Origin of the sequence: Duncaniella sp. (assembly GCF_029056165.1) — a bacterium.
Lineage (GTDB): Bacteria > Bacteroidota > Bacteroidia > Bacteroidales > Muribaculaceae > Duncaniella.
The window spans coordinates 94,136-116,257 of record NZ_JAIDBW010000030.1; the positions used below are offsets into that span (position 1 = coordinate 94,136).

At 38.2% G+C, this 22,122-nt stretch carries 12 protein-coding genes and 1 pseudogene; 12 read left to right on the forward strand and 1 reads right to left on the reverse strand.

Annotated features, from left to right (window positions below):
• Positions 1 to 172 precede the first annotated feature (172 nt).
• From K2G41_RS06640 to K2G41_RS06690, 12 genes are all read left to right on the forward strand, one after another.
• A complete protein-coding gene (locus tag K2G41_RS06640; RefSeq protein ID WP_300116639.1) occupies positions 173 to 568 on the forward strand; it encodes a hypothetical protein in 396 nt (131 codons plus the stop codon).
• Positions 565 to 1,773 (forward strand): relaxase/mobilization nuclease domain-containing protein, encoded by a 1,209-nt coding sequence (locus tag K2G41_RS06645; RefSeq protein ID WP_300116640.1) that lies wholly within the window; start codon positions 565 to 567, stop codon positions 1,771 to 1,773. The genes K2G41_RS06640 and K2G41_RS06645 overlap by 4 nt, the downstream gene beginning before the upstream one ends.
• Before the next feature lie 320 nt (positions 1,774 to 2,093).
• Positions 2,094 to 2,174 carry a zinc-ribbon domain-containing protein gene (locus K2G41_RS12395; protein WP_366145404.1) on the forward strand — a complete coding sequence of 27 codons (81 nt, stop codon included), beginning with the start codon at positions 2,094 to 2,096 and terminating at the stop codon, positions 2,172 to 2,174.
• 496 nt (positions 2,175 to 2,670) lie between these two features.
• Entirely contained in the window at positions 2,671 to 2,967 is a 297-nt protein-coding gene (locus tag K2G41_RS06650) for a hypothetical protein (RefSeq protein WP_300116642.1), read from the forward strand.
• A 324-nt stretch (positions 2,968 to 3,291) separates the two neighbouring features.
• On the forward strand, positions 3,292 to 5,058 hold the full coding sequence (locus K2G41_RS06655; RefSeq protein WP_300116644.1) for a hypothetical protein: 1,767 nt from the start codon (positions 3,292 to 3,294) through the stop codon (positions 5,056 to 5,058).
• Positions 5,059 to 5,066: 8 nt separating this feature from the next.
• Entirely contained in the window at positions 5,067 to 6,263 is a 1,197-nt protein-coding gene (locus K2G41_RS06660; RefSeq protein ID WP_300116645.1) for a reverse transcriptase/maturase family protein, read from the forward strand.
• A 550-nt stretch (positions 6,264 to 6,813) separates the two neighbouring features.
• On the forward strand, positions 6,814 to 8,250 hold the full coding sequence (locus tag K2G41_RS06665; protein ID WP_300116646.1) for a phage integrase SAM-like domain-containing protein: 1,437 nt from the start codon (positions 6,814 to 6,816) through the stop codon (positions 8,248 to 8,250).
• 31 nt (positions 8,251 to 8,281) lie between these two features.
• The gene (locus K2G41_RS06670; protein WP_300116648.1) at positions 8,282 to 9,286 is read left to right on the forward strand and encodes a DUF2971 domain-containing protein; all 1,005 of its coding nucleotides are present in this window, start codon (positions 8,282 to 8,284) and stop codon (positions 9,284 to 9,286) included.
• Positions 9,287 to 9,688: 402 nt separating this feature from the next.
• Positions 9,689 to 11,110, forward strand: a complete 1,422-nt coding sequence (locus K2G41_RS06675; RefSeq protein ID WP_300116649.1) for an ATP-binding protein — start codon at positions 9,689 to 9,691, stop codon at positions 11,108 to 11,110.
• A 32-nt stretch (positions 11,111 to 11,142) separates the two neighbouring features.
• Complete coding sequence (locus tag K2G41_RS06680; RefSeq protein WP_300116651.1) at positions 11,143 to 15,450, forward strand: AAA domain-containing protein; 4,308 nt, start codon at positions 11,143 to 11,145, stop codon at positions 15,448 to 15,450.
• Positions 15,440 to 20,824 (forward strand): DarT ssDNA thymidine ADP-ribosyltransferase family protein, encoded by a 5,385-nt coding sequence (locus K2G41_RS06685; protein ID WP_300116653.1) that lies wholly within the window; start codon positions 15,440 to 15,442, stop codon positions 20,822 to 20,824. Before K2G41_RS06680 ends, K2G41_RS06685 begins: the two co-directional genes overlap by 11 nt.
• Positions 20,821 to 21,516, forward strand: coding sequence for a macro domain-containing protein (locus K2G41_RS06690; protein ID WP_300116655.1), 696 nt, complete (start codon positions 20,821 to 20,823; stop codon positions 21,514 to 21,516). The genes K2G41_RS06685 and K2G41_RS06690 overlap by 4 nt, the downstream gene beginning before the upstream one ends.
• A gap of 113 nt (positions 21,517 to 21,629) precedes the next feature.
• On the opposite strand, the pseudogene K2G41_RS06695 reads toward K2G41_RS06690, so the two are convergent.
• Positions 21,630 to 22,122 (reverse strand): annotated as a pseudogene (locus K2G41_RS06695) (hypothetical protein); the annotation flags it as partial.

The window sequence follows — 22,122 nt, forward strand, 5'->3', positions numbered from 1 at the left end:
TTCAAAGTGAGAAATATCAATGAATAGACCTCGTAGTTTCGCGCAGTTTGAAACTATCAGTAGGGTTCGGAATGGGATGGAGCGAGTTTATGTTTTCGTATTACAAGTAATCCGAAAACGACTCGCCCCCCATTCCGCTCCCGATGGTCACAAACTTTAAATCCCCCAGACAATGAGACAAACCAATTCACGCCCATCAAAAGGGCGACCCAAACTCCCAGCCGAGGAACGCAAGTCAATCCTCGTGTCGGTGAAACTCGACATAGACCAGTACAAGGAGATAACCGACAAGGCATTCGTTGCCGGACTCAACCGTTCGGAATACATGCGCCATGCCGCTCTTCACTGTAAGGTGGTGGAACGGCTCAAACCGAAAGACGTGAAAGCAATCCGCGACCTTCAGGGCATAGCTGAAAACCTGAACCGCAATGCCAAATTTGTAAGTGCGATAATCAAAGGTGGAGCGAATGACGAGCAGTTTATCCGTACATATCAGGAAATGATCGCTTGCAAGAATTTCGTTCTTTCACTGATTAAAAACTACCGAGATACCCCCGACAGCCTATGATGGGAAAGATTACAAAAGGCAGCAGTTTCGGAGGGTGTGTCGATTATGTAACCCGCAAAAAGAAGGATAATCCTGACGGAACGCCATGCAGCAAGTGGCGCATAATTGATCTTAAAGATGTGTCAGACTTGGACGGAAGAGAAAATATCATCGCTTCTTTCGAGGATAACCGTGCCCTTAATCCACGTCTGAAAAATCCTGTCGGTCATATCTCGCTCAACTTCCACGCCGACGATAAAGATAAAATCGACGAAACAAAAATGGTGGAGATTGCTCGTAAGTACATGGAAAGAATGGGTATTGTAGATACACCGTACATAATCGTCCAGCATCTTGACAAGGATTATCCGCATTGCCATATAGTGTTCAGCCGCATAGATAATCATGCCGAGACAATCTCCGATAAGAACGATTATAAGCGAAATAAGGACATCTGTCTTGACCTGACAAAAGAATATGGGCTTCATATTTCTGACAACAAGCGACAGACCAACGTAAACAAACTTCGCGGAAACGAGAAAATCCGCTATGAGATTTTCAATGCCGTTGATGACGCTTGGAATGATAATTCAATCTCAACATTCGAGCAATTTGAGGCAAAGCTGAAAGCCTCAGGTGTCGGTGTGGGATATAAATTCAAGCGAGGATCGAGCGAAGTTCAGGGACTATGGTACACCCGAAAGGGCAAGCGTTTCCCTGCATCCAAGATTGACCGTCGTTTCAGTTATGGGAATATCAAGGCTCATCTTGGCAAGAACAGACCGCTACATCCGCAGTCGAAATGGATGTATGCCGATGGCACTATCGTACCCATTAGAAGTTACAAGGGGGTTCAGCTTACCCGGACGCAGATCAATGATTATGTCGCCGGAAAGACAATCAGGGTTGATGGTTGCCAAGGTAATCATCCGACAATGTATATCAAATTCGATCCGGATCGGATGATTCCGGGCTTTTACAGCTCCAATCCTGATGCTCCACAACGGTCGACAAGTACACAATCACAGGGAGCAGGAATTACCCTGTCATCACCTTCTTTCAGAGCCGGAGTACAAGACGATCAAGGTTTCGTCTCTGGAGAGGGAATATCGGATGATTTCAAATTGTGGTTGAGCCGTCATCCCGGTCTCAGCATTGACGAAGCCCTTCACCGTTACAGAGACGAGCAAAAAGCCAAGAAAAGCATGAAAGGACTACGACTGTAACGAAATATCTTATTCTAAATTAAGCTTGAGGTATTTTCAGTATGTAATATCCTGATTTCTTAAAGTATTAGACTGTATTATCAAGAATTTTTTGTAATTTTGCAGTTGAGAATTGCAAGATATTCTCAAGACATACGGAAGCTTTATGCTAATCTTGTAATTGGAAACCTGAGAAATTTCTACGAGCAAAGATGGCATAGTGGCCCTCACGCGAATAGCGTGGGCTGCTATTGTTACATCTGCTCACAGGTTTTCTCAGGACCTCCAATTACGACGTAGCTTTAGTAGTCCACTTTTTGTTTAAATATACATTATTAGATATGAATTGTAAGCATTGTGATAGACCCCTACTCGACGACTCCAAATACTGTCCTTATTGTGGGTCAGAGAATCGCTTATGAAATTCTGAACGAAGGAAATTTCGTATTCCAACAAATTTTTCGCTAAGAACAATCTTATTAGCGATAGCAATAGGAATTTGGATACTTGTATTACAAAATCTGGGAATTATCCCAGTAAGCCAACGAGTCAAAGTTACTAATGAGGTTGAGATAGAGGGATCTGTTCGTATAGATAATACCGTTGATGTATCTGTCGTAGATTATTAAAATGCAGATATCGTTTAAACAAATACTATGTATATTTGCATCAATAATTATTGGTGCGATTATTATTGTGCAGTTTCTGCCAAAACCAAAAATGTCTTTTTCTGACAAACAGGGATTAATCAAAACGATTAAAAAACTGAATATAGAGTTACCTCGCAAGATTGGCACTATTGGACAATTAGATTGTGTAACCTATGATTCCAACGTTATAATCTACCATTTTACAAATTTCGGAGATTCCTCAATAGACTCGTTCTATTAGGATAACTATAACGAAATTGGAGAAATTATGAAATATGGTGCGATTACATTGAATGGGCAACATAATGCTGGGGATAATCTTGCAAAACTTTTGGATAGCAAGGGACTAATTATGCGTATTGAATTCAAAACACCAAGTAATAAAATTTTTCAATGGAATTATACCGGAAAGGATATTTTGGATTTTATGAAATCAATTAGAATATCACCGACTGAGGCTCTCTGTACAATTATTGATACGCATATAAAACTGGCAAATTTGAGTCTTCCGATGGAATCGAACTATCTTGGTTGTGTTAATACAATTGTAACTAATTCTATATGATCTACGATGGGACAGGGTGAAAATTTACTCAAGATTTTACATGATAGTAATAATGTCATTTTTGTTTGTGAAACAAATGAGCAGGAGACTTCAATTCCCGAAATTCGGGAATATCTAAACAATCCATTTTTTATTGAGAATTTTGCGATGCTCCTTTCCGAAGATGCCAATATGATGGAATTTATGAATATGCTTGTACTATCACATTCATATCTGACATATCGAATGAAGAATGTTGCTTCTACCGATAGTGTAGATGTTACAATACCTTATGTTATATTAAAGAATAATTGTAGTCATCAACTTCGAAATCAATTATAACCTATGACTGAAGGACAATTTTATATTAGATTAATACTTAACGTTATAGTTGGTATTATGTTCGCTTATGCACTATATAAAATGGCAAAGCACAATAACCATGAAGCAACTCCTCTACCACACAAGGTTATGCATGTAATAGGCTGGATTCTCATAGGGGTTAGTATTATATGCCTTTTTGTATCTGTGTATTACTTGACTATTGTTGATTTTCCGCAACAGTTAAGAGGACCTTTTATTGGGCCAAATACAATTATACGCTTAGCTTCTGCCGTGTTTTACTGGGGGTATCCAACTTTAATACAGAATTCAACTCTAACAATGGCTTTGGCAACCTTTGACTTTCTTGGTATTGGTGCTTATTTTCTGTATTTCAAGAGTTCCCATAGCAAATGGTGGAAGAAGGTGTTAAAAATCTTTGTTGTCTTGTTACTATATGCTTTTATGGCATCAGCGACAAATTTCCACTATTTCGACTTTCCCGAATTTATATCTCCCATTTTGTATTGCATCCTTTGGATAGTTATTGTCAATCGTAAAGATAAGCCTATTCAGTCTGATAGGAATGAAATCGAATTTGTTAAAGAAGAACAGTTGGATATTTTTGCGAAATCCTTTTCGGGTGCATCAATAGATGATAGTGTTGTATGTTTAAATAGTGAAGAAGCGTCTAATGAGAATCAAAACCCGGTAACTGACAAAGCAACTCCTTGCTCTTCATTGGGAGAAGAAAAAGTAGATACCGTACCCACTCAACCGGATATGCAGTTTTGTAGATACTGTGGAAAGAAAATAGAAACCGATTCCTCTTTTTGTAAATATTGTGGTGGTAAAATTGTTGGTTCAAAATCAAGTATAATTGATTATACCCTTCAAATAATAAGAAATAAATGGGCTCAGTTTATTCAAAAAATGAGGCATGTACAACTGTCATTATTTAAGACTAAAACCAATAGAGGAAAAATAAAAAGGACAATGAAATGGATTGTTATTTCATTGTTATCACTGGCAATAATAGGAGTTTGTAGTGCAATATGTTATTATTTTGATGAAGTTCGTCCTCAACAAGAAGCTGAAAGAATCTTGGCGGATGAAACATCCAAGCTGAATAATCTTACAGGTGATGATTTGTTTGTTAAGTGTGATAATATCATACGTTATCATAGCATATCGAGATGTGGTAAAGAATGGAGAGATCGAGATAATCTAAATGATTTAACATCTTTGGCCTGGGCTAAGATATCAGTACTTGCTGAACGCGGTAATGCAGATGCACAATTCCTCATTGCTCTTAGATATAATGGCTATGATTTTAGTAGAGAAGTGTGGAATTATAATACGGAAGGATATAATTGTAATCCGTATTATGATATGGAAAAAGCTGCGTATTGGTATCTACAAGCTGCAGAGCAGGGACATAGTACTGCGCAGAATAATCTTGGACAGTGCTATGAAAATGGAACTGGTGTAGAAGCTGATATTAGAGAGGCAATCAAGTGGTATCGTTTGTCTGCAGAAAATGGCAATTCGTACGGGCAATTAAATTTAGGAGACTGCTTTAGGGATGGGCATAAAACTAAAGTAGGAGGGCATTGGGAGAAGGACGCTGAGGCGTACTATTATAGTTGGAACTATAAGATGGGGTATCATATGGTAGATGACTATGAAACAATCATTAAGCAAGACTTAGACAGTGCGAAATATTATTGGTACCTATCCGCTACTCAAGGAAATAAAACTGCCAAGGAACGACTTCAAAAAATATATTAAGGGTACAGATGAATTGGAAGCAAAATCTTAAACAAGCATTCAAAGCTATACGATCAAAAAGCAATTCTAAGCATGGATTACAGAAGAATTTATCTAATTATGATCAAAAACGTTTGAATATCTTAACAAAACAGCTGAACAACGAAGACTATAAATTTTCAGAGTGGAAGCCCTCATCCCAACACAAGAAGGATGGAGGTCAAAGGATTATTATAATTCCTCCCTTTTATGACAGGATTGTATTAAGAACATTGGCTTCATATGTATCCCAACAACTCAAGTCGTCGTTTGCAAAAGTTGACAATATTAGCTTTGCTTACCAGAAAGGTAAAGGAGTTCGTGAAGCTCTTATGCAACTAAAGTATCTTTATGCTTCAGGAGAAGTAATCCTTAAAGTGGATATTCGTAAGTTTTTCGACAATATTGATAAAGAAATACTTGCCTCTCTGCTTAATGAGTATAATATACGTGGTTTTGTTCGATCTTTAATTGACCAAAGTTTATCTCCAAAGTTGAAGATTAATGATTACTACGATGATGCTCTAACCCAAATAAAAAATGGAATCCCACAAGGAAATGCCATTTCTGCGGTGCTTAGTAATCTTATGTTGCTTGAGTTGGATATGCAATCAAAAATCAACGGATTTAAAATGGTAAGATATGCTGATGATATGGTGTTTATTTGTAGAAACATTGACGAAGCTCATTCCATTTTAGGCTGGGTAAAGAATTACCTCAAATCTCAACGGAATCTTGAAATATATCCACTAAGTTTTGAGAAAGATGCAAAAACACAGATTAAGCTTGATTCCAAGAAGAATAAGTTAAAATTCTTGGGCGTAGAATTCGATGGAGAAAGGCTGTTGCTTACTAAAGAGTGTCAAAGTAGATTTATTACAAAAATTAAATCTGTTGTAAAGTCAACAGTTGATACGGCTGATAAGATTGTTGAAATCAATACCTGTATAAGTCAATGGTGTGGGTATTATGCCTTTACCCACATTACTGATGCGCGTCTACAATTTCTCAGTAGGAAAATTAACAAATTATGTAATTCTGCGTTTAATGATAGTGTATGGGAACCCGTAGATTTGTCAAAGAAAATCAAAAAATTTAGAGAAAAGCAAAGTCGAAAAGGTTTAAAACGTTATCTGCCTCCGGCTAAGTTTGATGAAAAGTACAAGTGGTTAATGATATATGACTGAATTAATCAATATTGAACTTAAATGTGGTGACCAGTAGCGATTTTGGCTGAGGTCACCATATTTTTACCCTTCGATTATAGTTAAAGTCTGTTAAAGCTCACCTGTCTTGGGGGAGAGAGGTGGGTTGAACGGCAGCGAATGATGATGAATGATAGTAAATTAGATATTGATAATCAATATATTACAATGCTTGCGGGATAGATGTGCGTATCCCATAACACGCATAACATGCAATAATTCAGTGAATTAGGGCGGGTGTGGTGACTTGGAGGGGTATGGGTGAAAGAAAGACCGCTAACTCATTGAGAATTAGCGGTCTTCTGTGGTGCTACCAGCACCATTTTTATTGAATTGAAATGAATCTGTCTGAACCATTCTAAACGCTAATATTCTTATTATCAATACAATTAAACGAAACTGAATTTACTTGGATATGTTAAATTTCAAAATTTATAGGTAACTTTATAGGTAACTTATGAAAAGTTTACTATCTTTGCATTCGGGAATCGAACTTATTGAAATTCCGGCTAATTTATAAAAGTTACCTATTATGGCAAAGACTCTCTCCAGGTTCTATTTCCTAAAAAAGGATGAGAATAAGGATAAGGCAACTCTCTTCGTAAGAGTACAGGACCCGATACGCAAGATTGATGTTCAGTTTACCACTCGGCTTCGCGTATCGGTGCCGGAATGGAAAGTTGCGGTATCAACTGAAGACGCGTTGGCGCGTCATCGTAAGGAGTATCCGAAACTGCATGATAAGCTTGGACGCATTGAAGTTATGCTGAAGCGCGAAATGGATGCCCCGGAATTTGACCGCGAAAAAGTAAAGCAGGAAATAATGTCTATCGCTGATCCGGAAAAGTCTGAGATTATGCGTCGCCAACAGGAGGCGGAGGTTTTGGCAAAAGAAAAGGCGGAGCGGGAGCAGCGCGAGGAAGCAGAAAAGGCTCAACGTGCTGCCGCTGCCGAACGTGCAAACATCTGGAATTTCCTTGACCGCTTTGTAAATGACATTAAGACTGGTAAGCGTCTCAATGGAAATAACCCATATACTCCCGGTAGCTGTAAGGCTTGGAGCAGTTTCCGAAAACTTTATAACGGTTTCGACCCTCGCCATAAATTGACATGGGCAGACGTTGACAGGGAATTGGTAACAAAATTCCTTGTTCACATGCAGAGACTGGACTATATGGGTAGTTCCGTAAACAAATACCTTGTTTCTTTCAGAGCGATGGTTGGTTATGCTTACGAGGACGGTCTGCATAACAATGACCGTGCATTAAGCTGTTTCTCAAAACGTAAAGTTGAGGAAAGCGACAAAGCGGTTGAGATATATCTGACGGAAACGGAGTTGCAAGCATTGGCAGATATGGAGTTGACGGGACTTAAAGACCAAGTCCGTGATATTTTTCTCGTTGGTTGCTACACTTGTCAGCGTGTCAGCGACTACAACAATATCCAGCCGGAGGATTTCACGACAACGGCAAAAGGTACACCCATAATCCGGTTGATTCAGCAGAAAACACGCAACGAGGTGAAAATCCCCATAATGAATCCCAACCTCAAAGCTATATGCGAGAAATACAACTATCGTCTGCCGTCCGTTGTTGACCAGATTTTAAACCGCTATATCAAGGATATACTGAAAGACCTCTCGGAAACAGTGCCGACATTAGCTGTTAAAGTACCCACCAAACTGACGATGAAACAAAAGAAAAAGGAGGAACTTGGCGAAATGTCCGTCGAACGCAACGATAAAGGCGAAGTCCTGATGCCCCGTTACGATTGCGTTACCACCCATACCGCTCGACGCAGTGGCATCACCAACATGTACCTATCCCACAAATTTACCATCGTGCAGATGATGCACGTCAGCGGCCACAAAACCCAAAAGACCTTTATGGACTACATCAAACTCTCCTCCGACGAAATCGCCGACGAGATAGACGCAATCGTCAACGGTACGAAAGAAGATGTGTTCTGACAAAGAAAAGATTCAATACAGATATGAGACTATGAATAAAGATGAATTGATAAAGTTGTTGGAAGATACGATAATTCCAGCATCGTGTACGGACATGACTCCGTATTTACAACCTATTGCTGATGCTCTAATGGAAGTTATGCCGGTTCCGTTATACCGTTTTCGTACTATTAACGAATACTCATTGAGTGCTTTTGACAAGGATCTAATCTTTTTCTCACGAGCTAAAAATTTCAACGATCCGTATGATTCCCTGCTGACCTCTCCCAGCTTTGAGGATATAATGAAGTGTCCCGCTGAGAGTATTGCATGTTTCATGAATGCATTTAGAGATCAACTATTGAAAGGCATGGAAATTCCTCAAAATATAAAGGATCTATTCCCACCCTCTTTGTTGGACCAGATGTTGGGTTTTATGAAGATGCAGTTAGAAGCAGAGGAAGGTGGAGAAATGACAGAACCTAATTGGCATGAAATTCAAGCGAAGCTCAAGGATATGGTAGCAAACTTTGCAAATGACCTACGGGACAGCGAATCCTATGCTTGCTTCAGTGAATCTATAACATCTTCTACAATGTGGGCGCATTATGCCGATTATCATAAAGGATTTGCGCTCTCATACGATATGAAATCTTTAATTCTATCTAAGCCTAATGGAATAATGATTCTGCCGGTTATATACTCCGATGTAAGATATGACGCAACCAACTTATTGGGTTGGGCTACAGCGAAAATGTTAGGATTACCGATGAATCGTATCGATCAACTGGACAAGATAAAGAGTGCGTTGTATAAATCTTCAGAATGGGCTTATGAGAAAGAATGGCGTCTAATCAACTCCGCAGATCAAGCTCATACTCATCCAAGTTTGAAATACGCTCCAACTGGAATATACTATGGCAGTAGGATTTCAGAGATCAATAAAAAGATCCTGCATAACATGGCTATTGAGAAAGGGCTGAAAGAGTATGAGATGTATTTGGATAGGAGTTCATCTGATTACCAGATGAGAATACGACCGTTATCAATTGAATAACGCGCATTTTCATTAGCTTGATCCATATTCTTCACGTTTGGCGTCAAGTTAGAATTCTACGCTTATTATCTTGTGCCCTGAATTTTGCCCTGACTTGGGGAAGTGACTTGGGGGTTGACTTAGGGGTTGTCTCCCAAGTCAACCCCTAAGATTATGTTTTTCTTTTCATCAGCCCATATATAGTATAGTTTAGTTCATCGGGCCTATATATAGCCCGAACCAAACTAATCTTACTTCTATTATCCACGACGGTGCCAAATGTGTGTAAAAAATATGCGATTTGGCACACTGATGTAGGAAATACAGATTAATTAATCCGCGACAGTGCCAAATCAACAAAATTACACCCACATTTGGCACCTTCGTGGGTTTTTATTAAATTTGCAGCCTAAAACAAATTCTATGATAGGAAGAAAGCAAGAAATAGAACTCTTAGAGCAAGCATATCATTCTAACCGATCAGAGTTTATCGCCATCTACGGTCGCCGCCGAGTTGGCAAGACATTTCTTGTAAGGCAGTTATTTGCTGATAAATTTGCCTTCACGTACTCAGGAATGCCGAATGTTTCGACTAAGATTCAGCTACATAATTTCTATAGAGAATTACTGGCGCAGGGCTGCCAGGCTCAGTCTGCTCCCAAAAATTGGACGGATGCGTTCTTTATGTTAAGGGAACTCGTTGCATCTAAACCGGAAGGCAAGAAAGTCATATTTCTTGACGAATTGCCTTGGATGGATGGTCGTCAGTCAAGTTTTCTTCCTGCTTTTGAAAATTTCTGGAATGCGTGGGCGTCTGCTCGAAACGATATCCTTCTGATAATATGTGGTTCTGCCACATCATGGATTGTGAAGAAAATTCTTCATAATCGGGGTGGGTTGCATAACAGGCTAACGAATCAAATCTGTCTTCAGCCCTTTAATCTGAAGGAGTGCGAGGATTATGCAAAAGAAATGGATTTACCATTGGACCGCCAACAGGTAATCGAGGGATATATGGTATTTGGTGGAATCCCCTTTTATTGGTCGCTTTTTGAACGGAATAAGAGTCTGACACAGAATATTGACTCACTATTCTTCGGAAGGAATGCTAAGTTGAAAGATGAATTTCAAGAACTCTATAGGTCATTGTTTGCAAAACCGGAAGTCTACGTTGAGATAATAAAGGCTCTCGGCACTAAGAAAGTTGGAATGACCCGAGATGAAATTATTAGTTCGGCAAAACTTGACAGCGGAGGAAAGTTGACAGCTTATCTTGAAGATCTGGAAAATTGCGGATTCATCCGTCGTTATCAGGCCATCGGTTCAAAGACAAAGAATGCACTATATCAGTTAGTCGACAATTTCACGTTATTCTATTTCCGTTTTATGGATGGAAAGAATATTACAGATGCCAATTACTGGTCTAAAATACAGACTGCACCTTTATATCATAACTGGTGTGGACTTGCTTTTGAGCGGGTATGTCTCTTGCACTCAGATCAGATAAAGAAGGCACTTGGGATAAGCGGTGTAATCACAAACGAATACTCATGGCGTACCGCTGCAAATGATGAGCATCTGGGAGCACAGATAGATCTATTGATTGACCGTAGTGATAAAGCAATAAACCTTTGTGAAATTAAATATTCCGACGGACCATATACGATTGACAAGAAATATATGGAGAATCTGCGCAACAAGGCAGCTCTATTCCGGCAGCTGACAAAGACTCGCAAAGGAATTGCCCTGACGATGATAACAAGTTCCGGACTTGTGAAGAACTCCTATTCAATGAACAGCATCCATTCGCAAGTCACAGCCGATGATTTGTTTGTGGACGCATAATCATAGAATTATATTCTACAACATTAGTAAGCATGGAGAAGAATATACCAATAGAGGATTTTGATTGGGATGCCTATGTCAATCAAGGTTCATCACAATCGACAAAAGAGTCAACTGAAGAAACTACTGTTATGGACGAAGATACAGTAGTTTCCGGAACTGTTGTTTCCATCAACCAGCATGAGGTTTTGGTTAATATAGGTAGTCGTAATGATGGAATCATATCAGCAAATGAATTCATATATAATCCAGAGCTGAAGGTTGGTGATGTCGTTGATGTATACATAGAATCAAAAAGTGATTGTCTAGGTAATTTAATTTTGTCACACAAGAAAGCAAGAGAGTTAAAAGCTTGGGAGCGGTTAAATGAAGCTCTTGACAACAACGATACGATAAAAGCATATGTTAAATGTCGTACAAAGGGCGGCACAATTGTAGATGTCTGTGGGATAGAAGCATTTATGCCAGGTTCTCAGACTGATATAGTCCGGGCGAATTTAGAAACTTTTGTGGGTCAGACTATAGATGTTAAAGTAATAAAGATAAATAAGGGCTACCGTAATGTTGTTGTAAGCAGAAAAGCTGTTGTAGAGGAGAATCTAGCAAAGAAAACTACTGATAAAGCATTGCTGAAGGAAATATGGCAAAAACATACAGAAGTACAGGAACAAATTCTTAGACAAAGAACTGCTCCTATTGTTATTTTGCCGGAAACCACTACTATTATCAATGAAAAATTGTATGTCAGAGTTGATACCTCTGATGCCACAGAAGAATTGCAACAACAGATAATTGATAGTTTGGACATTGATTCTTCAGATTGTCACTTTGAAGAAGGCTACATCATTGCTCCAATCTCTAACTGGCAGAAGCTTGATGAATCTGCGAAAGCCAGAATAAGCACTAAAGCCAACAAAGAGTATGTCACGTTCACTTACAACCCTGTAGTTGATGGCAGCGTTGTTGATAGACGTGCTCAGTTTACTGGTGTAAAACAGTTGCTGGATAAGCTGGAAGTAGAATATGATTTTGACAAGAACAATCGCCTGCAAATATCCATTGAAGAGTTAAACAGACTGAAGGATAATGAAGAATTCATTAATCTTCAATTGGCTTTGCCTGATAGAGCATCCGCTATCATTCCTACATACCCAAGCATAATTGTTTATCTGGAGAAAATATGCCCTGGTCTTAAACTGAGTAATATTGAAACATTCAAGAATAATAGGAAGAAAAGGAACACAGGTGTAAGTATAGACAAGCAAGTGTCTGTAGAAGGTGGATATTTTTCTCAAGAATTCTTGGATAAGATAAAGCCTGTGTTTGAATTGCAAATGTGTAAGGTTGAATTTACCTTTATAATTCATGAGGATGCTCTTAACAATTATGATTGGCAGGCAAACAAGCTTGGACTGCCTAAGCTAAATGGCAATACAATTACCTTCTATAAGAATGTAAAACGTCCTAAGTTGCAAGAAGAGGTAGAAGAGATGGCAGATGATGTTGTGAATGTGGAAGACGAAGGTGATGACGCTTCGGATATTGCTTATATGATATCGTCAGAGTTCTTTAATACGAAGGATACTACCGATTTTAACTTTGACTTCTATCTCTGGAATAAACTGATGAAAAGATTGTTCGGTCAGGATAATTATGATTATACAGAGAAGTACTATTACAAGTACCGTGAGAATAGAGATTGGGCATCGGTAGAAGAGCTTGATAAGTTTAATGATGACCTGCACGTATCGTTTAAGCCGTCAATTGAGCATTCGATATCGTCAAAGGGTACTTCAATCGGTATAGATTTCAATTGGAAGGAAAAGAGCCTTCCCGAACTTCTTACTGAGTTGAGCAGAGACTATCCGTTTGTTGATTTTGGTTTGTTCAAGAACGGTCATAAGTGCAACTTCGACGTTCAATATAGAAAAGCAGATATGACAGAAGTCATGAATCAACTTCATGATTTCTCTAATGATTTGCATCTTGAATTGAAGAAGAAGGGAACAGAACTTGTATTCTCACGAGAATTCCAGAAAATAGAAGACCTATTGACGTTTAAGACTCAGTTAATCCATAAACTACAGACATTTGATCAATCCAGATATTTGTGTACTTTATCAGAAGTGCCTTCTGATAAAGTTAAACTGGCATATTTCAATGATATTGCCAGCAGAGAAGAGGATAGGCTGGATGCAGCGCGAGAACTCAAAGGTGCTGATTTTACAGTTGGAGGACTGAAAATCGGCAAACTGATAAGAACTGCAAACTACCCGGAATTGGTCTTAGATATATCTGGTGATTTTTATGAAGTTACCAAGCAATTGTTTGAAGACACTGATGTCACGGAAATAACTCCAGACCTTTCGGGCGATTTGGAGAAACTGGCACGTTTGAAAGAATCGTTGAACCGAATCGTAGAAGGTCGTGACGTAGAGAATTCCTCACTTGGTACTTTCATCTTTGATGCTTCTAAAGCTGCAGGTATTAAGGATTATGAAGAGAAAATCAGATTAGAACTACAAGAAGTAGACAAACACCTTCTGAATAAAAGGATTGCTAATAATGAGCCACAAAAAGTTGCCATTGCAAAGGCTATTCTTGCTCCAGAATTGTCATTAATCCAAGGTCCTCCGGGTTCTGGAAAGTCAACGGCTATTGCCGAGCTTATTTGGCAACATGTACGTGAGAATCAAAATACGAGGATTCTGCTAACATCGGAAACGAATCTTGCTGTTGATAATGCTATAGATAGAGTAGTGAATCCATATCACAATTTGGTTAAACCTATCCGTATTGGTGACGAGTCTCGTCTGGAAACAGAAGGTCTTCAATTTTCATATTCCGCCATGTACCGCTGGGCAAAAGGTGAAGACATTACAGTAAAGAAGAAGTCTTTTGACATTGACGATGATGACGACGATGATGTTGCTATAGCTGTAGAAGATACTGTTTATGAAGCACCCGAAAAGTTAATCCTTCTGAATTGGATGGAGAACATCAGTAGAAGAATGGATAAGGACGGTATGCCAGAAGAAGCTCAAGAGCTATGGGAGGATCTGCTGGAGAATCCAACAGACAATCTTAAAGGTCTATTTTTTGACAACTACGTTGCAAACTGTAATGTAATAGGTGCAACATGTAGCTCAATTGGACAGAAAAACATAATCCTTACTGAAAACATAGCTACTCAGAGTAAGAAAAACAAATTTATTCCGACCGCATTCTATAAGACTTATAGAAGAGTTTTCTCACAAAGAGATAACGAATACAATCCTAAAATTAGATTTGATGTTGTAATTCAGGATGAGTCAAGTAAGGCAACTCCAGCGGAATTGTCCCTACCTCTGATTTATGGAAAGAAGAATATTATCATTGGTGACCATCGACAGTTGCCTCCAATGATCTCAAAAGAGTCATTCACTAATTCTTTTGATTATCTGATTAAACACGCGAATGACAATACTGAATTGCAGCGAATAAAAGAACTGAAGAGTTTTGTTGTCAAAAACTTCAATGTCCTTGAAATTTCGCATTTTGAGCGATTATACAATCAGATAGATGAAAGACTCAAAGGCGTTTTTAACTATCAGTTCAGAATGCATCCAGCAATAAATGAAGTAATAAAACAATTCTATAAGGACGAAGGTGGTTTGGAGTGCGGTTTGGTTTATCCAAAAGACTTGGGAATCAATGACCCTGACTATATCAATAATGGAGCATCAAGATTCCATGGTATCACAGCAGGCCCTATTGATCCCAATGTTCATGTGTTGTGGATTGATTCTTCTTCTCCAGAGATGCTTGATGGTACGTCAAGAGTAAATTATGGAGAGGTTGATATTATTCGCAAATTGCTTCGTGAGCTGAACGACTCGGATTCATTCCATGAGTATAATAATAGATGGAGCAGTGTTGAGGACAAGCAGATTGGCTTGATTTCATTCTATGGTAAGCAATTGCGACTGCTCATGGAAATGGCAAGAGAATTCAACCCTAACGAGATGCCTATAAGAGTTAGTACTGTAGATAGATTTCAGGGAATGGAACGAAATCTTATCATTGTATCAATGGTAAGAAGCCACTGCCTCCAAACAGAGAAAGGGCAAAAGCCGAATTATACGAAATACGGAGAAGATGGTTATCCGAAACAGGAAGATCTTGGCTTTGCTCAATCTCCAAACCGATTGAATGTTGCTTTGTCACGAGCAAAACGTTTGCTGATAATCGTTGGTGACAGCCAACTCTTTAGAACAAAGGCAATTTATGATAATGTGTACAATACAGTATGCAATCATGAAAATGGTAAAATTTTAACAGCTGAGGAATATGGATTATAAAGAAATTATCAATAAAGGTAAGCTCGTTTATGCTTCACGTTCCACAGATTCTAATTTCCGTTTGTGGAGATTGAACAAGACGGCATGTTATATTACCTACTATAAAACAGTTGAACTGACCAAGTTGGATAAGGTCCTACTGATGACCATAAAATATAACGGTGGTTCTATCTATGAGAACAGGTTAGCTGGTATTCTTGGATTCAACGTTCAGGATGATTTTGACGTGATTCCAAAAAGATACAAAGATGCCGGAGAGGTATCTATCTTTGGCGGAATCCTCTCTGAACTAACAAAGTTCGCATTGATCAGTAATGTCGATCATAAGGTTTCTGTGACTCCATTAGGAGAATTGGCTCTTAAGAAATGTGTTAAATACGAATTCTATTCGGGGGCACAGCTATTGAACGAATGCTTTGACCTGACTCAAAAGACAGAAAAGGAGTTCCTGTATTTCCCTTTCCGAGACTCTCTTGGTATCGTATCGAAAATTCAAGGAAGCAAATTGTTGCCTTATGATGATTTCAATAACAATACAATTGAAGAAGAGTTGTATGGCACTCCAGAGGAATTTGTGGCGCGTTTGTTACTGCAGTCAGATGATAGTGCTTCGATTTTCAGAGCTAAGGCATCAACTGATGCAAGAATGGGTGAAGCTTATGTTGATTTTAGATTATATGAATATAATGGTCAAAAGTACCCTATAGTCTTCTATCAAGATGAAGTCTCGTTGAAAGCTAACGATTTGTTGTTCAATGACTGTAACGCTCAATACATTCGTGATAAAATTCATATAGGAGAATACCTGTGCCTGGTTAGAGAAAGTGGTATGAAATTGACTTACGAGTCTTTGTACCCTTATATGGATGTATGGTCATTGGATGATTTTCTGGATAGTGAGTATTTAGACTGGAACGACAAGAGACTGTTTGACAGTATTGCAAAAGTTGCAAACGGAGCCCAATGGTCAAAGATTTCGTCAGTATGTCCGATAGAATCATTAAAGTTAAACCTTAAGCAATATGAGGAATCATTAGACTGGATTGTCATTTCGGAAAGATTTGATGATGACTTTATTGTTGAGAATGCCACAAAGTACCCATGGGACTTTGAATCTCTGTCTGCAAATCGTAGTATAGATTTTGTCAAGAGAATTATTATTATTCCAGAACTTCACAATAATACTATTGATTGGGACTGGGAGACATTGATGACTAAATTGGAAGACGTGTTCGTTCTTCAATATATCGAAACCATTCCGTTTGTTATGTATTCTCAAACGGAAAGATACTTATCTCTACATCCAAAATCTATATGCACATATCCAGCTCGCAAGTGGGACTGGAAATTCCTGTCGTTGAATTCTGAACTTGGATTCATCCTTGATAATATATCTGCATTAGGCAAATATATTTATGTAGAGGATGTGATGCCTCGTGCATTCTCTGACAGTAGCTGGGTTCATTCATACTGCGAATCTAGTGCGTTCGCTTTTGCTGTCATTGAGAGTAAAGACCGTCTTGTAACCAATTACAATGCAAACAAGGCTGATTATCAATGGTCAATAGAATTAATTGATTGGCATGAGAAGATGGGCTTCATCACATGGAAATCTACTAATTATGCAGATGGCTTTGAATGCAATCCTAATATTGTATGGAACTCTGAGTTCTTTGAACATTATAAAGAAAAGGATTTTAGCGTTAAGGGTCTAAATCACATTTCTGCTTCGGTTACAGAATGCCATATCGTTGATTCAAATATTGACTTCAAATGGTCGTGGTCGCAATTGTCTCGTAGAGATATTGTTCTGAACGATATTGAATTTATCAAGAAACACATAACTTTTCTTACTCTTGACGTGGTAATTTCCAATCTAAGAGAAGATTATGTTGATCAATTGTATGAGGATTCTTCGTTTAGGACGATTGCATCAGCAAAAGAACTATGGTCATTGGTTACAGAAAAGGTCTCTGAAGGCATAATTCGTAGGAACTTTAATGAGAAGAATTGGGACTGGAAAGTCCTGACCAGGCGTTTCTGTGCCAGTATGAACATTACTCAGTTAGGTGATAAACGTTGGGTGGACAAACTGGACTGGGACTATTTGTCAGAACATCTTGATATAATAAAAATCCAAGAAAATCTGTCATTATATGTTGACAGATGGAACTGGAAATGCATTACTTTACGTGCAGAACACGATTTTATATTATCGAACCTTCCTGAGTATTATGATTCATGGGACTGGGAGTCTCTACTGCAAACTATTCTTACAGAGGAAGATCTTGCCGATGAAAACATAAGAATACAGATTGCTATCATTCTGTCTAAGATTGAAGACAATACACATTTATGGGCTTTGTTCACAAAGCGCTACTCAACTGAAGACATAATATCTTTACAGAGAAACATGTCTTTGAGGGCTGTTAGATTTGAATGGAACTATAGCGATCTCTATAATCGCTCTGATTTTGAGATTGAACAATATCTACAATATTATCAGGAGGATGGTATTCATGTAAATTGGGATGCACTTTCCTCATCAAAGGCACTGAATCGTATCTTAAGATGGGATAAGAATATAGCTAAAGACTTCAATAATTGGGAGGATTTAGTTGTTTCTATCCTTGAAAATGAAGATTATGATTGGAACTTTAAGTATCTATCTACTCTAACTTCAATTAACTGGTGTGATAATATTCTAAAAATCAGAAGTGAAGAGTGGGATTGGAACTATCTATCAGAAAACAGCAAGTGTTTTAGTTATAATCCTAAGCGCCCCAAGGAGCTGATTAAACATATAGAAAAGTTTGATAAATATCTGAATTTTACTATATTGTCTGAAAGAAGAGATGTAAGACTTAGCATTGATGCAATCTCAGCCCATCTTTCATATCCATGGGATTGGAATATTATTTCACAAAACAAATCGCTTGCTCTTTCTGCAGAGTTTGTAATGGAGCATAAAGATTTTGATTGGAATTGGGCTACACTTTCCTCTCGAAATGACTGTATTTTTACAGCAGAGTTCATCATAGAAAATAAGGATAAGGATTGGAATTGGGCAATACTGTCAAAGAGAAAGGAGATTATTCTAAATACAGATACTCTAATTGCATTAGTAACAAAAGAATGGGACTGGAATGAGCTTATACGACGTAAGGATATTGAATTTACCCCCAACCTACTAAGATTGATAATAGATAAAGATCTTAACTGGAAGACTATTTCACAACGTGATGATTTCTACCCAACATTGGAAGTACTCAATATTCTAAAAGATAAAAGCATTGATTGGTCTCAGATTTCACGCCGTGAAGAGTTGGCTGCAAATGTCATATTTGCGTTTAAAGATAAATTGGACTGGAAGGTATTATCTAAGAGTTCCCACATTGATATCTCCAATCCTAAAGAGCTTGAAAGATATAAAGAATATCTTGATTGGAATTTTATTTCTAATAGTCCTAATCTGTCGTTGACGGAAGAGGTTCTTGATGAGTTCAAGGATTACTTGAACTGGATTATTGTATGCAGAAGAACTGATTTCATTATTACTGCAGAAATCCTTGAAAAGTTTGAAGTGAAACTTGATTGGTCTAGAATTTCAAAATCAGGCAATATTGAGTTTACACAGGAAATCGTTGACAAATACAGATACCGATGGGATTGGGTTTCATTATCAGAAAATCCAGCATTTAGAACCTCTGGTGTAGAAAGTTCTTTTCAGAAGGAATTCAATCTGATGAAATTTTATAACGAGTTGAAATCCAACTGTCATGGAAAGCCATATGTGTATCATTTTACCCATATGTTTAATGCAATTGAGGTAATGCGAACTCGTAAGATTCTGAGTAGAAATAGGGCAAATGAACTTGGGCTTCTGAAATACGATGCTGCAGGTTCTGTTGTTCACCGATCAGCAAAAGCACATCCTTATGCAAGATTTTACTATAGAACAGGCACCCAGACTCAGTTCTATAATGAATGCCTGGGTAAGCAGAGAAATACAAAATATTACCAGCGTGCATTAAGCAATGGTTTGCCAATGTGTCCAATGCCAGTATTCTTCAAATTTGATTTGCAGGAAGTATTGTCTAAACGTGCAAATTTATGTTCATATAGCACCGGCAATCTTCAGACGAATTGGGCAAGTGTGTACAGGATAATTGATGACCCATATAAAATTGATGCTGTGCATTTATATAGCCAAAACAATTATGACGAGGTGGTTAGAGACAAAAAACAGCAGGAGTTTTTGGTTAAGAATGAGTTCGATTTCTCTGACATAAATGATTATCAGATTATCTGCTATGATAGAGAAGAGACGGATATTCTACGTTCAATATTTAAGGACGACCCTATATGTGAACATATTTTCTCTAAATATGAAGCAGAGGATGTCTTTGAACATGAAAATCCTCAACTTTTATTTGATATCGAAAATGACGAACTTTCTATAAACACAAGATATAATGGAGATTATATTTTCCAGATAGAAAGTAATAATATCACAAAAGTTAAGGTTCATAACACAAAAGACATCAAATTCGAAAAGAAGAATATTATTCAATTGTTTAATGAAGTTTCTGTAGAACTTGGCGATACTCCTTTTGAGGTTTATTACGTCAATATGAGTCCTGCTGCTCGCTCACCGAGATGGTTGGTGTATAAGCACGAACCTATAGTTCGTGAAGTAAGATACACACGTAGTGAAGATATCGAAAAGTATCTTGGCGTTAGTTTTGATGACGATGAGTTTTCTCCAGAAGAACTTATTACAGCAATCGAAATAATAATGCCAAAACTTGAAGAATTGTATAATACGAAAGTGCGCCATTATATTATTAAACAACACACTTTACTCGTATGTCAGCAATTCGAAAAGTATGCCTTTGAACTAAACACAAAAGTGATGAATATAGACTTGATGCGTTTGGTTTTAGCAATGCATGATATCGGAAAGGCTATGGACAGAGCAACCCAGCATACACACACTCTCTCCTTGATAAGGGAGTTCTGGTCAAAAGCTCCCTTCACTGACTATGAGCTGAAACTTGTTGAAGTTCTATTGAAGGATGATCACCTTGGCAATTTCTTCCAAGGAAGATATGATTGTAGTATGCTCCAAGATGAAATCAAGAAAGATGCAGAAGATCTCCAGATTGATGCATCATGTTTGCTACAACTAAAGATGGTACTATATCAATGTGATATTGCTTCATATACAAAAGATGCAGGTGGCCTGAAATATCTGGAACACATGTTTGTGTATGAAAATAAAGAAAAGATATTCGATGAAGAAAACGGACTTTTGGCTATGTCTGCTGAGTATTGGAGCCGTTATGAACAATTGAGATCTGTAATAATATGAGTAATATAACATTCACGAAAGGAAATATCTTCTCATCAGATAAGCAAACTATTGTTAATACGATAAATTGCGTCGGAGTAATGGGCAAGGGGGTCGCTCTTGGCTTTCGTCTCAGATACCCGGAAATGTATGAGAAGTATAGAGAATTATGTAAAACTAGACAGATTGCTGTAGGTAAATTATGGCTATATAAGCAATCGAGAGAAGGCTTACAATGGATATTGAATTTTCCCACAAAAATTCATTGGAAATTTCCTAGCAAGATGGAATATATAGAAGCAGGTCTTCAAAAATTTGTTGACACTTACGAAGAAAAGGGGATCACATCTATAGCATTTCCGTTATTAGGTACACATAATGGCGGTTTGGATAAGATTGAGGTGCTAGATATGATGCATTCTTATCTTGAGAAATGTTCAATACCTATTGACATATACGAATACGATCCTGAAGCACCTGATGAATTATTCAATCAGTTTAAAGAGAAATGGATATCAATGTCGATACTCGACAAAAAAAAATTGGGTATTCGAGCGAATCAGTTAGAGACCATAGATACTGCCATAAATAATAAAAGTATCTGTTCTATGACAACATTGTCAGAATGTGATGGAATTGGGATACTTACTTTGCAGAAGTGCTTCAATCTTGTTATTGAATATAAACCGCAGCCAACATTGGATTTGAAGTGAGAAGTCTAACTGTTATGTTATAAGATAGTCTTCACTAGACACAACGATAAGGATCAATAGTTATGAATAATCAAAGCCACCGAGAGTCAACATCCTCTCGATGGCTTTGGTGGTTAGTATAGTCGGGGGCCTTTTCGGCGTTGTTTAGCTTTTTGTTCGTCGCGGTATCGGTGTAGGGCTTCGTCAATGCTGAGACCGGGATGACGGCTCAACCATCGTTTGAAATCGTCAGATATTCCATCTCTAAAGGCAAAACTTTGATCATCGTGTGCTCCGCCTCTGAAAGAAGGCGAAGATATGGTAATTCCCGCTCCGTGTGATTGAGTAGTTGTCGACTGTTGCGGAATATCAGGATTAGAGCGGTAAATGCTGGGAATCATTCTGTCTTTATCGAATTTGATATAGACGGTCGGATTCTCGCCTTGACAACCATCGAGGCGGATTGTCTTGCCGGTTACATAATCATTGAGTTGTGTCCGGTTAAGCTTAACTCCTTTGTAGCTTCTGATTGGAACGATAGAGCCGTCAGCATACATCCATTTGGATTGCGGATGTAGCGGTCTGTTCTTACCGAGGTGAGTCTTGATATTGCCGTAACTGAAACGG